The sequence below is a fragment of the Massilia sp. Masssp94 genome, from assembly GCF_059491305.1.
Genome location: NZ_CP168501.1, coordinates 4,981,938 through 4,994,872 on the forward strand (window position 1 = coordinate 4,981,938; position 12,935 = coordinate 4,994,872).

Here is a 12,935-nt window from a genome sequence, read left to right on the forward strand (position 1 = left end):
GCCAGCGAAGTTTCGCATTCCCGGCGCCGCGCTTCGCATCGGCGCCGCGGTCCGCCGGCCGCCGGGATTATCGTTGCGCCACCGCCGACACCGCTCGGCCCACCCGACAAGCGAGAGACCCCATGACCGCATCGACCGACCCCCGCGTGCAATCCATCATCGAGACGATCGACACCTGCCTGGCGCAGGCCGAACGCCTGCCCGGCACGGCGGCGCACGATGCGGTCTTCGACACCGTGCCGGCGCTCAAGGCGCGCATCAATGCCACGCTGGCCGGCGACGCGCAGGCCGAGGCGCAGGCACTGGGCCACCTGGCCGCCATGTTCGAGCATTTCAAGCAGCGCCGCCCGGTCGCGCGCCTGCCGTATTCCCCGCTGCTCGACGGGCGCTACCCGTTCCGCGACGCGACGCACAGGCCGGTCCACATCGTCGCCGTGTCGGACGGGCCGGACCGGTTCGGCGCGTGCGAGGATCCGCGCCGCGAGGCAGTGCTGCCGTTCGTCGATCCCGATGCCGGCGAGGCGGCGCTGGCCGCCGCCTACCGCGACCGGCTGGTCTGCCGCGCGATCACCGCCGCCGACCTCGCCGATCCGCGCGAGCGCGTGCTGGTCGGGCAGCTCGGGGTCTTCGCCGCGCGCGACCTGCGCGGCGGCGAATGCCTGGGGGTGTACGGCGGCCAGTTGCTGACGCCGGCCATGTACTTCGCCTGCGCCGACGATGCGTTCATCCTGTCCGCCGTGTCGGGCGAACACTTCGCCTTCATCGACGGCGAGAACATCCTGGCGATGGCCAATACCCGGCTCGCCTACGACGCCGCCGGCCTGCCGGTGGCCCAGGCCGGAGCGGGGTACAACGTGACGGTGGCGCGCTTCCACGTCATCGCCGAGGGCGGCCGGCGCTTTTCGATCGGCGCGTTCTTCGCCGCCGGCGACGTCGCGGCGGGCACCGAACTGCGCTGGAACTACGGCCACTCGGCCGAGGTCATCGCCGCCGTGTATCGCCCCATGTACGTCGCCGGCTAGCGATGCCCCACGAGTTCAGTCTTGTCCGCGACCTGCTGGACGAATTGGTGACCCTGGTGAATTCCGACCAGACGTTTTCGGATATTCACCTGGAACAGGACATGCCCGTGATGATCAAGACGCCGCGCGGCTGGCGCCAGGCCGGCGCCGAACCGGTCACGCTGGAGGACATGGCGCCCGTGCTCGGCGCGATCGACGAGGCGTGGCGGGACAGGATCGCCGACGGCGCCGTCGACCGGCCGTTCGCGCTGACCGATTACCGGCTGCGCTGCAACGTCTACCGGTCCGCGGGCGGCGCCAGGGTCACGGTGTCGATGCGGCGCCTGCCGTTGCACCCCATCCCGCTGGCGCAGACCGGGTTGCCGCCCCACACCCGGTTGATGGTCGAGGCGACCCGCGGCGTCATCATGATCACCGGTCCAACCGGTTCGGGCAAGTCGACGACGGTGGCCTCGATGCTCGACCATATCAATGCCACGCGCAGCGCCCACATCGTCACCATCGAGGAACCGATCGAGTACCGGCTGCAGCGCAAGCAGTCGATCATCTCGCAAAAGGAAGTGCCGACCGACACCGCGACCTTTTCTTCCGGCCTGCGCGAAGCGTTGCGCCAGAAGCCGGACGTGCTCATGGTCGGGGAAATCCGCGATGCCGACACCGCCGAGACGGTCCTGCATGCGGGCGAATCGGGGCACCTCGTGCTGGCGACGATGCACACCAACAGCGCGGTCGGCGCGCTTTCCCGGCTGCTGGCGTTTTTCCCGGCCGAGCAGCGCGACCAGCGCGCGGCCGCGCTGGCGCGCTCGCTCGTCGGCGTGATCTTCCAGAGCCTGGTGCCGAGCGAGCAGGGCGACGCCGTGGTGCTGGCCCACGAAATCCTCTTCAATCACAACCAGCAGCTGGCGCGCTTCATCGCCGACCCGGGCAAGGTGCACCAGCTCGAGGATGTCCTGCGGCGCAGGGAAGACAGCATGTCGCGCAGCCTGAACGACGTGCTGGTCCAGCTGGTGGGGCAAAAGGCCGTCGCGGCGCGCGATGCCATGCGCGCCGCGTACAACCGGCTCGAGCTGCACGACATGCTGGGCAGCGTGCGCTAGCCTTGTGCGCGGCCGGCCCCCGCGCGCGCCAGCGCGACGCGGTTGCGGCCCGCGTGCTTGGCCTCGTACAGGGCCTCGTCGGCCAGGCGGAACAGGTCGGCGGGATCGGCGCCGCCGCCGGCGACGTCCAGGTCCGCCACGCCGGCGGAAAAGGTGGCGTGGAACACCGTCTCGTCGGCCTTGAGGCGCACGGTGGCGAACAGTGCGCGGATGTCGTCGAGTACGTGGCCCGCCGCCGCCGCGCTCGTCCCCGGCATGATCACGGCGAATTCCTCGCCGCCGTAACGGCCGATCAGGTCGCCGTGGCGCAGGCGCTGCTGCAGGATGTGGGCGATGGCGCGGATGACCTGGTCGCCGACCTGGTGGCCGTAGGTGTCGTTGATCTTCTTGAAGAAATCCAGGTCGACCATCGCGAGCGCCAGCGGACTGCCGTCGCGCCTGCTGCGCGCCATTTCGCGCAGCAGTTGTTCCTTGATCGAGACGTGGTTGTACAGCCCGGTCATGCCGTCGCGCATGATCAGGCTGCGCAGCGCGCGTGAGCGCTCGACGCGCATCATGACCGCGAGCGCGAGGTCCGCGCGCGTGTCCGGCGGCGCCAGCAAGTCGTCCACGCCGGCCGCCACGGCGCGCCGGCGCGCCGCGGGATCGCGGTCGTCCGACAGCACGAGTACGGGCAGGTCGAGGAAGGCCGGGTCCTGGCGGATCAGCATGGCCAGGTCGACCCCGTTGCAGGCCGGCGTGTCGACGTCGATCACGATGGCGTCCGGGTGGTGCCGGCTGAGGGTGGCGATCAGCTCGAGCGGCTTGTGCAGCCGCAGGGCTTCCATCCCGGCCTGCGCCAGGGCCCCTTCGATCCCGTCGAGGCGGGCGGCATCGCTGGCGACCACCAGCACCCGGCAGGGCGGCTGCTCCAGGCGCTGGGCCAGCGTCTCGATGCGCGCCTTGATATCGTCGACGTCGAACGGCCTGGCCAGGAATCCGTCCACGCCGGCGCGGGCGGCCGCGAGGCGCGCGTCGAACTTGTCCAGGGGGGCCAGCCACAGGATCGGCACCGGCGCCGCGCACTGCGCGCGGATGGCCCCGGCGCGGGCCGGGTCGCCGAAGCGGCTGCCGCGGCTGGCCGGATCCACGACGATGCAGCACAAGCCTCCCAGCGTGGCGAGCTGTTCGAGCTGTGTCGCGACCGTCACGTCGTAGCCCGACGCGCGCAGTTGCAGAGCGGTGTCGCGGGCGAGGAGGGCGTTGTCGCCGAGCAGGCAGATGCGCCTGGCCGGCTTCGGTGCTTCCAAAAACTGCATCGTGTCGATCCTCATGTCGATGGCGTTCTTACCTGGCGCCGAACATCCGGCGCAGACGGCCCGGGCCCGACTTCTTCGCGGGAGCCGTCAGCGCCGCCACCCGCGCATCCTGCTGGGCCTTGATCTTTTCCAGATGCGCCTTGACCTGGGCCGGCGTCTCCTTCGCGCGCGGCTCGGGGGCAAGCCGTTTCCCGTGCACGTCCACGCCCGCGCCGGCGTAGGCGGCATCGCGTGCGGCGCGCAAGGCATTCGGATCGATATGGGGCCCGGCATTGACGCGGGTGTCGCCCGACGCGCGCAGGCGCTGCTCGACGAATTCCGGCGTGAGCACGTGCTGCTCGAACGCGCGCACCTTCGGGCGCGCATCGACCAGCAGGCGCTCGTAGTTGCCGGTCTTGACGGCGATCCGCGCTTCCGGCGTCAACTTGTCCAGCAGGGGCTTGTAGAGAACCCCGGTCTCTTCCCAGGTCGCCTTTTCCTGCGGATTGAGCGCGTCCGAGCCGAACAGGAAGCGGTCGGGATGATCGTTGATCAGCTGCGCCCAGGCCTGGATCGATTCATGATCCGGCACTTCCTTGCCTTCGGCGTCGGTCTTCAGCACGATCTGGCGCGCCACGCGCGACCAAGAAATGTCGATGTTGATGTGCTTCATTTCCGGGTTCGACAGGATCGAGCGCAGGTTGTTGGCGTGGTCGACCGGCTTCTGGACGAAGCGTCCGACGCCGCCGCAGTGCGCCCAGATAATGGTCGTGTCGCGCGTTTCGGGCGAGGCGAACAGCTGTTTCAGGTTGTCCAGGTGCTCGGGCTGGCCAAAGCCGTTGGCGCGCTGGTTGGCGGTCGAGTCGACGTCGCAGTGCAGCACCACCGGCATGCCGACCACGCCGGCGGTGGCCACCAGATTCTTGAACGATTGCACGTTGTCGGTCAGGTTGGCCTGGCGCGCGCCTTCGTACTGGCTCTGCACCAGTTCCTTGTGAATCGTCACCTCGCCCACGCCGGTGAACATGCCCGGGTGCGTGGCCAGCTTGAACAGCAGCGCCTGGGGGCTCAACGGCGAACCCAGGTGCAGGCCGGTGACCATCGGATCGAGGCGGTCGCGCTCGGCCTGGCTCAGTTTGGAAATATTCATGAACAGCGCGGTGTCCGCATCGACCTGCTGGTTCAGCATCAGGTGGGCGCTGCCCTTGATGGTCTGCTCGACCTCGGCCGTCAATTCATGCGGCTTGATGTTGGCAAACTGCGCCGGCACGTAGTACGACTCGGCCGGGATGTGGTTGTGATCGCCGTGATCGCCGCACGGCATGACGTCGGTCGGAATCGGCGACATCACCGAGCGGTGGATACCGACCTGGTCCATCATCTTGAGCATGTCGCGCGGCGTCATGCCCTGCTGGGTGTAGTTGGTGGGGTGGAAGTGCGAGTCCGACATCCAGTGGCCGGTCGTCAGCTTGCCGGCCAGCGCGGCGGGCAGGCGGGTTGGCACGTCGCCCTGCTTCATCTTCTCGAGCGTGGTGGTCATGGCGCCGACCAGTTCGCCGGTCTTGCGCGGGGAGCCGGCGTGCGCGCCTTCGGCCTGCTGCGGCAGGTCGGCCACCGTCACCGATGCGCTCAGGTCGTCGAAAATGCGGGTCGTCGCGACCCTGATCCGGTTGCCCGCACTGGCGGAGGATTTCGGCGCCGACGTGGCCGGGCCGCCCAGCGAACCCAGCGGCGAGCCGCTCTTGCTGCGCGACGCGCGCGGCGTTTGCGAGGTGGACGCGTGGTTCCCTGCCGGGTCCGATGTCGGTAGCGTCGAATGCGAGTGTGCTTCGTTAATGCGTGTCATATGGGTTCCTTGAATAAATGCCGCACAACGGCTGTGAGGCGCGGGGACAGCTTAATAAGGCGCTATCGCGCGCACGGCGCCGCCAGCGAAGCGGCGCCCCCCGCAGCGAAGCGCCGGCTGGGTTCGCGTGGCGCTTCGCTGGCGGACACGGCAGTTCGCCGCGAGCCTGCCGCCGGTGCGCGGCGCCAACCCATACTTGGCCAACCTCGGCAAGCCTGTCCGGGGCACGCGCTACCCACTTTCGTAGAGACGCTCATGCCATCCCCGACCCGACTTTCCGGCGCCAGCTCATCCGACATCCATGAGATCGCCGACCCGAACGCGACGCCGGCGCAGCCCGCGCGGCAGGAGCCGACCCGGCCCTCGCGCACCCGCCAGAACGACGGCTGGATCGCGGCCATCAAGCGCACGCTTGCCCCGCGCCCGATGACCACGTCGAGCTCCCTGCTCGGCAGTGTCACCAAGGCGCGCCCCATGACCGCGCGCGCCAAGCTCGGCCTCGCGCCCGAGGAGGCGCACAAGCCGGACCCGCGGGCCACCACCCAGGCGGCCGCCCTGCGGCACGGGCGCAACGTCGCCCAGACCGTCGGCGGCGCGTCCCGGACCGGCCCGGCCCGGGTCGCGCCGGACGCGCCCATCGTCGAACCGGGCGGCACCGAGGCGCTGGCCGCGCGCCTGTTCAATCGCGCCGGCCTGGGCGCCAGCCATGTGCTGCCGGCCCAGATCGCGGCCGACCTGCGCCTCTACCTGGCCGCGCCGGCGGATGCCGGTGCCGACGTGGCGGCCGAAGCGGCCGGGCGCCAGGAACTGGTGCTGCGGCGCCTGTCCCGTGCCTTCGGCAACGACGCGGCCGCCGCGCGCGGCGCGCTGGACGGCCTCGGTCGCCGCCGCCAACCCGCTGGCCGTCGAGCATGGCGCGTTCGAGCTGGCGCGCCGGCTGTCCGCCACGGCGCTCGGCCATTCGACGCTGAACGCCCTGTGTTCGCTGGACCGCCCGCCCCCCGACGACGGCGCGCTCAACACGGCCATGCGCAACGACGCCCAGCGCCTGGCCTTCACGGCCGCCAACGCCCTGATCGATGCCTTGCCCGAGGGCGCGCCGCGTCCGGCCAGCCTGGCCGAGGTCCGCGAGCTCGCCGTCGCGGCGTTGGCATCGCACGACCGGCCGCACGGCACGCCGTCGCAGGCGCCGCCGGCGCCGATGAAGGGCAACGTCAGCCTGGCGGCCAAGGCCTTCCTGGCCGCGCAGCAGCTGGCGGCGAGCCCGCAAGCCGAGCCCGAACGCCATCTCAAGAACGCCTATTTCTCGTGGCGCTGCGGCTTCACCGAAGAGGGCCCGGGCACTCCGCTGGCGCGGGCCCAGGCGCGCATGTTCAAGCTGTCGCGCTATGCCCGGCGCGCCAGCAATCCCGGCATGCTGGCGGCCCTGCGGCGCACGTTCGGCTTCAACAAGTCGCCCATGTCGGCGCTCTCGATGGGCACCGGCGGGGCCAGCCTGCGCCAGCCGGACGAGGACTTCCTCAAGGCCGACGTCATCCAGGACCTGGGCGAGGTGCTGAGGGAACGGGCGCAGGCGCGCGGCACGGCCCCGCTGGACGGACGCATCAGCGCCGCGCTCAAGGGCGCCGCGCTCGAGCAGTGGCACACGCGCATCGCGCAGAAGGGCTGGCGCGACAAGACCACCGTCACGCCCGCCATGCGCAAGCGCATCGCCGCGCGCGCCGCCGAGCTGGCCGGCGTCAGCGTGAGCGAGGTCAAATTCAGTCCCACCTATCGGGAGCTCAAGGGCACCCGTTCCGTGCTGCGTCCGCGCGGCGGCGCGCAGCTCGACGTGGCCACCCTGCGCCAGTGGATCGGGCAGTGCGAGCCGGGCGACACGGAAGAGGCCGCCTTGCGCGCCGGTGCCGATCGACTCGCCACGCTGGAGCACGATGGGGAAGTGCCGCTCGACACCTCCACGCCGCACACCGTGCTCCAGAACTTCAGGCGTGTGATCACCGAGCCGCGCATGACGTACGACGTGCGGCTGACCAACGGCGGCCAGTACGGCATCAACTTCAATGTGCAGGAAGCGCTGAACCTCCCGGGGATCAAGCACCTCCCGGTCCTTCCCTTCGTGCTGGCCGGTCCGGACGCCAGGCTGATGCGCGGCCGCATGGCGATGATCAACGGCGGCTCGTCGGCCAACCACGGGCAGCTGTTCATCGGCAGCGACCGGCGGCTCTCCGGCCATCTGGGCGCTTCCGCCACCGCCGGCGTCAACCTGCTGGGCAAGCGCCTGAGCGTCAGCGGCACGCTGCAGGCGCTGCCGTTCATGGTCGACACGTCCAGCCCGAAAGGGGTGATGGTGCGCTGCCGCTTCCAGCCGATCGGCCCGGCGCCGGCCGGCCATCCCGATCCGTGGCGCGCCAAGCTGCTGTCCGTGGTCGATGCCGCCACCGCGAGCGGCCCGAGCGGTGGGTTGCCGACCGACGTCAACGCCATGTGGGACGCGCTGTCGCATACCTTCTACAAGGACCCCGACGTGTCGCTCAACTGGCTCGACTCGAGCGGCACCTCGGTATCGAGTTCGGTCGGCGCGTCGGCGGGCGCGCGCTACCAGCACAACGACTACAAGGTGGGGCCGAATGCCCAGGTCAGCGCCAGCAAGACGTGGTCGACCCGCCTGCGCAGACAGGAAACACCGGGACCGTTGCGCGCCGAATATGCCGCCAGCTCGAGCTCGCGCCAGGTCGGCGTCGGTGCCACGCTGGTCGCCGGCGCCCCGCCGCTGGGCGACTTTTCCGGGGAGACCGGGCACGTCAAGTCGGTCGTGCTGCCGAGCGCGTCGATCATCGGCTTCAGCACCACCATCCTGCATTCGGAAATCGGCTCGGTATGGCGCATCGCCGAGGAGGACGGGCACATCGACCCGGCGCTGAGCTACCGCGACACGACCTTCACCAGCATGAAGGAGATGAAGCGCTACGTCGACAGCCGCCGGGCCGCCTGGGACCAGGTCTATCCCAACCAGCCGCCCGATGCGCCCGATCCGGCCGAGCCGATCGACAATTACCTGGCCCGCGTGGAGCACGACGCGACGGCGGGCAACCAGCTGTTTGCCGAGCGGGTGTGGCTGCGTCCGGATGCGGCGCGCCAGATCAACGTGCTGCGCGAACTGCGCGACGCGGTCGTGGCGCCGCACGCGCAGCCGGACCCGGACCAGGCGGCGCAGATCGCCGCGCGCAACGCGCAGATCAGCGCCCTGCTCGAATCGGACCAGAGCTGGGACAAACGCTTCTTCTATTCGCTGGAAATCACCGGCCAGTCGCGCGCGGTTGGACCGAACTTCATGGTGGCCGGCCAGCAAGTGTCGGAGGTCTCGCATCCGCACCAGTTGAGCGTGCTGCGCGCCGAACGTCCGGCGCCGCCGGCCGGGCAGTAAGAACCGATTGCACCACATGGGGAGACCAGGATGACCAGGATTAAATCACCAACCACGGCGAGCCTTGCCGCCCAGCCGGGCGGCCTGCCGTCGGCACAGACGATCGCGCCGCGCAACAAGGTCAAGATCAGCAAGCTGGGCGGCACCATCGGCCTGAGCGTGTTCGGGACGAAGGGCACGGAGAATACGTGGAAGTTCAACGGCGACAAGAAGAAAATCACCGCGAACTGGCGCAAGTACGACCTGCCGCCGGAACAGCTCGGCAAGACCGGCGCGAAGAGCCTGGACACGATGCTGGCGCGCGCCGAGCAGCGCAACCAGACGCGCCTGCCGGACGTGGCGCGCGAGGTCATGGCGCGCACGGAACCCGTCGCCGGCCAGATCGCCGCGCTGGAAGCGCGCCTGGGCGCGGCCAATGGGATCGCCGATACGGCGCCGTCCGATTCGCCCATCCACGCCACCGTCGCCCGGCTCAAGGGCGAACTGGCCGAACTGCGCGGGCAGGCAAAGACGCCGCTGGCCCAGCGCAGCGCCGCGCAGCGCGACATCGCCGCCGACTCCCTCGACAACGTGCGCGCGGCGGCCGACCAGGCGCTGGAAGCGTTCACGGCCGAGCCCGGTGAAGCGACGAAGACGGCCTACGAGACCGCGCGCACCGACCTGATCGGCGCGTCCGTGCAAAAGTTCTTTCACGGCTACCGGACCCTCAACGACCACGTGAGCGACCAGGGCCGCGCCAAGGGCATGGCCCTGATGATGCCCATCCTGGCCCGCCAGCTGGAATTGCCCGCCAAGTACCTGGAAGGCGAGGCGGCGCTGGAGATCGCCCAGGCCAAGCTGGAGAGCCGCAGCCCGCCGGGGGCCGAGCTGGGCGAGGACCGCGCGGCCCTGCGCGACGCGCTGGTGGGCCGCCGCGTGCGCGACCTGACCGCGGGCCGCGCCTACGAGCTTCCCGGCACGAAGCCGCTGCCGGCGGAAGCGCGGCACTGGCAGGCCGAAGCCGGCAAGCTGGAAGACCTCGGTGCCAAGTTCGCGATCGCCGGCCAGCTGCTCGCCGACACCACGCCGGCCCTGAAGGAGCGGGTCGGCACCATGCAGCAGACCTGCATGGACGACCTGGTCGCGCACCTGCCGGCGCTGGCCGGGATGACGCCGGCGCAGCGTACGGAAACGCGGGAGGTGCTCGGCGCGCTCGCCGGCAAGCTGCGCCAGACGGCGGGCGACACGCTGCACAAGGACGCGGAACTGGCGCCGATGCAGCTGATGCACATCGTCGACATGGCGGAAAAGGCGACCGGCGGGGATCCGGCCCGCTGCATCGACGTGTACCGGTCGCTGGCCAACGAGAGCGTGCACCAGGTCATCGGCGCCGCCGTCGCGCACCTGAGCGAAGGCACGCCGGCCACGCAGCAGGAGCAGGATCTCGTGGCGATCTGGCAAATGGGCGCGCACCAGCTGCCCGATGCCGTCAATTCGCTGCTGGCCGCCAACCCGGAGCACCGCGCCGCCAGGGTCGACTGGCGCGACGTGCAGACGTTCTTCCGCTGCACGCAGGAGCACCAGCGCCTGTCGGCCGAACCCAACGGCGACCCGGCGCACAAGGCGCGCATGCTGTCGGCGATGAAGAGCATGCGCACCGAGCTGGCCACCGGCGAGAAGCCGGCCGTGGGCACGCCCGAGCGGCGCGACTGGGCCATGGTCAAGAGTGCCGTGTGGCACCACGACAACCTGCGGCACGTGGTGCAGACGTTCGAAGGCTTCAAGACGCAGATGGCGTTGCCGAGCACCGTGGTCAACCAGGTCCACCAGCAGTTCGACGCCAAGGGGCGCGGCGAGGTGACGCAAGAAGTCCGGACGCAGTTCAAGCAGGTGCTGCACGACTTCAAGGGGATCGCCGAGGCGGCGCTGGCCAGGCCCGACGCGACCCTCGCCCAGCAGGGCAATGCCAAGCTGCTGGTGGCGCTGTGCGACTACATGGAAAAGCACCGCGGGTCGGAAAAGCTCCTGACCGCGGCCAAGCGCAAGCTGACGGGGAAGGAAGGCACGTTCAATGCCGGCAGCGAGATCTGGTCCAATTCCCTGAAGGGCAAGGACAAGAAAGCCATCCTGGAGGCCGCCGGATCGCACATCTCGGTGGCGCGCGCCGATGCGCCGCTGCTGCGCAACCTGCAGCAGGGGCACAGTGCGCTGGAATTGCTGCAGGACGCGGTCAAGGCCGTCCTGCCCGAAGCGGAGCGGGGCGAACCCATGCACCGGCTGGCGTCGCTGGGCAACCTGGTCCGTCTGGCCAAGGGCGAGGCGCTGGCGGGGCCGGAGCAGATCCGCACGTTCCTGCACGACGCGATCGACCGCACGTCGCTGGGCGACCGCACCGACACCATCAACGGGAAGCAGTTCAAGCTGGCCATCCCGCTCATCCTGCCGATACCGTTCGCCAGCCTGAGCGCCACGTTCGGGACGTCGAAGAGCTCCGGCACCATCGTCAACGTGCAGGCCAATAACGACTGCGTGCAGCTGACCCTTGGGCGCATGAAGGAAAAAGCGGTCAGCACCAGTCTGGGCGCGTCGATGGCGCCCGAGATCCTGAGTGCGCACGCGGAAAAAGCGCTCAAGAAGACCAGCCTCGACGTACGCTTCCCCGGCTTGAGCTGGAAGAAGGAGGAGAAGCTGCGTACCGACCCCGCAGTGGTGCTGAAGTTCTCGATCGAGCCGGTCAAGGGCCTGCGCGACCTCGACGAAGCGCGTACGCAGCTCAAGAAGGCCGTCGACATCCTCGTCGACTGGGATCCGCAAAAGCCGGAGTACCAGCAATACGGCTCGGCGTACGAAGCGTTGTGCGACAAGCTCGATTCCCCCTTCACGATCGACGACGAGGTGCGCCAATACACGACCGTCAGCAATGAAACCGCGCTCACGCCGGGCCGCGTGGCGCTCAAGTACAACAAGGAGAAATTCGGCGCCACGCCGAAAAAGACGAACGACCCGGTGCGCACCGGCGCCGGCGCGACCGTGAAGTTCGCGGTCAGCGAGGACAAGATGGCGTCGGTCAACCAGCAAAAGGCGCGCGAATTCTACGATACCGTCAAGAAGACGCTGACCACGGACGTCTTCTTCGGCATCAACACCCGCCATACCACCGCCGAGACGAAGAAGAAGACCGGCATCACCGACGGCAAGAAGCTGCTCTCCGTGCCGGTGCAGGCCGGGGCGACGGGCTCGCTCACGGCGAACGTCGGCGGCAGGGAATACAAGGACAAGAAGCCGGTCGGCACCGACAAGCTGAAGGCGTACAAGTCGGAATACGGCGATTACAGCCGCGACATGAACAAGGCGATGGATGTGCTGCTCGAAGCCTTGCCGTCGGTCAGCAACCGCGTCCAGGAAGTCGTCGACAAGGGGTTTCGCGACCAGCTCATGGCGAAGCTGGCCGGGCCCGCCGCCGCGAAGCTGGCGGAACGCCGGCAGGACGTCGACCAGTTGCAGGCCGAGATCGCGGTGCTGCAGCGCCGCCTGGCCGGCAGCGATCCGCACGCCGAGATCCAGGAGGAGCCGTTGCCGGAAGCCGAGGCGGCGGCCCTGGCCGCCGAGCTGGCGGTCAAGCAGCACCTGCACGCGTCGCTGGTGGAAAAGCTGGCCGGCACCACGGTCGACGGGGTCAGGAAGGAGATGGTCGACAAGGAAGTCGCGAAGATGTGCGGGGAAGTGCTGATGAACTTCGTCCGCGCCCTCATGGAAAACAAGACCGACCGTTTCTCGGTGAAGCTGGAATCGAAGCAGCAGTGGGCGCACCGCGGCATCGAAGCGGCCATCGCCAATGCCGAGGCGGCGGGGCACCACGGGATGGCGGCGGTGATGCGCGCCGTCGATGCCGAGATGTTCGAGGGGGAGCGCGACCAGTCGGTCAAGTACCTGGTCGCGGCCGGGGACATGAACAACAAGGTCACGCAGTTCGACTGGAAGAATCCCCTCGTGTTCCGGCGCCGGGAAACCAAGGGCATGACCGAGGATCCGATCCCCGATACCCGCACCGCGACCTTGCAGCCCACCGCCGACCGCCTGGTCGAGGTGCGCGAAGTCGGCACCCCGTTGACGGACTTCCAGGCGGCCATCGTCAGGGAGAGCCTGGCGGAAGTGCGCGCGCAGGCCAGGGAGCGGGGCGCCAACGCCGGCGGCGCCGCGTGAAATAAGCGGCGCACGGGCGAACCGGATGCGGCGTGGCGCAACTCATCATGAGTCCGTCACCCCGTCACCACGACCAAGGAAACCATC

Annotated in this window: 7 protein-coding genes; 4 read left to right on the forward strand and 3 right to left on the reverse strand. The window is 69.5% G+C overall.

All coding sequences use genetic code 11. The features are described 5' to 3' along the window. Positions 1-122: 122 nt before the first annotated feature. Both ACEN9G_RS22105 and ACEN9G_RS22110 read left to right on the forward strand, forming a co-directional pair. Complete coding sequence (locus ACEN9G_RS22105) at positions 123-1,022, forward strand: SET domain-containing protein (protein WP_483126972.1); 900 nt, start codon at positions 123-125, stop codon at positions 1,020-1,022. 2 nt (positions 1,023-1,024) lie between these two features. Then, on the forward strand, positions 1,025-2,119 hold the full coding sequence (locus ACEN9G_RS22110; protein WP_413345548.1) for a type IV pilus twitching motility protein PilT: 1,095 nt from the start codon (positions 1,025-1,027) through the stop codon (positions 2,117-2,119). Here the strand turns inward: ACEN9G_RS22110 and ACEN9G_RS22115 are convergent. The 3 genes from ACEN9G_RS22115 to ACEN9G_RS22125 form a co-directional block, all read right to left on the reverse strand. After that, complete coding sequence (locus ACEN9G_RS22115; protein WP_483126973.1) at positions 2,116-3,417, reverse strand: diguanylate cyclase; 1,302 nt, start codon at positions 3,415-3,417, stop codon at positions 2,116-2,118. The two genes, ACEN9G_RS22110 and ACEN9G_RS22115, sit on opposite strands and share 4 nt — an antisense overlap. 28 nt (positions 3,418-3,445) lie before the next feature. Then, a complete protein-coding gene (locus ACEN9G_RS22120; RefSeq protein ID WP_413345281.1) occupies positions 3,446-5,242 on the reverse strand; it encodes an amidohydrolase family protein in 1,797 nt (598 codons plus the stop codon). 288 nt (positions 5,243-5,530) lie between these two features. Beyond that, on the reverse strand, positions 5,531-6,136 hold the full coding sequence (locus tag ACEN9G_RS22125) for a hypothetical protein (RefSeq protein WP_495605452.1): 606 nt from the start codon (positions 6,134-6,136) through the stop codon (positions 5,531-5,533). On the opposite strand from ACEN9G_RS22125, the gene ACEN9G_RS22130 reads away from it, so the two are divergent. Both ACEN9G_RS22130 and ACEN9G_RS22135 read left to right on the forward strand, forming a co-directional pair. Continuing rightward, complete coding sequence (locus ACEN9G_RS22130; RefSeq protein WP_495605453.1) at positions 6,072-8,666, forward strand: hypothetical protein; 2,595 nt, start codon at positions 6,072-6,074, stop codon at positions 8,664-8,666. The genes ACEN9G_RS22125 and ACEN9G_RS22130 overlap by 65 nt on opposite strands. Positions 8,667-8,696: 30 nt before the next feature. Beyond that, positions 8,697-12,848 (forward strand): hypothetical protein, encoded by a 4,152-nt coding sequence (locus ACEN9G_RS22135; protein ID WP_483126975.1) that lies wholly within the window; start codon positions 8,697-8,699, stop codon positions 12,846-12,848. Positions 12,849-12,935 lie beyond the last annotated feature (87 nt).

Excerpts from the sequence above, each read along its gene's own strand:
- ACEN9G_RS22110 (WP_413345548.1), top strand. The coding sequence starts at position 1,025 with ATGCCCCACGAGTTCAGTCTTGTCCGCGACCTGCTGGACGAATTGGTG.
- ACEN9G_RS22105 (WP_483126972.1), top strand. The coding sequence starts at position 123 with ATGACCGCATCGACCGACCCCCGCGTGCAATCCATCATCGAGACGATC.
- ACEN9G_RS22115 (WP_483126973.1), bottom strand. The coding sequence starts at position 3,417 with ATGCAGTTTTTGGAAGCACCGAAGCCGGCCAGGCGCATCTGCCTGCTC.
- ACEN9G_RS22120 (WP_413345281.1), bottom strand. The coding sequence starts at position 5,242 with ATGACACGCATTAACGAAGCACACTCGCATTCGACGCTACCGACATCG.
- ACEN9G_RS22135 (WP_483126975.1), top strand. The coding sequence starts at position 8,697 with ATGACCAGGATTAAATCACCAACCACGGCGAGCCTTGCCGCCCAGCCG.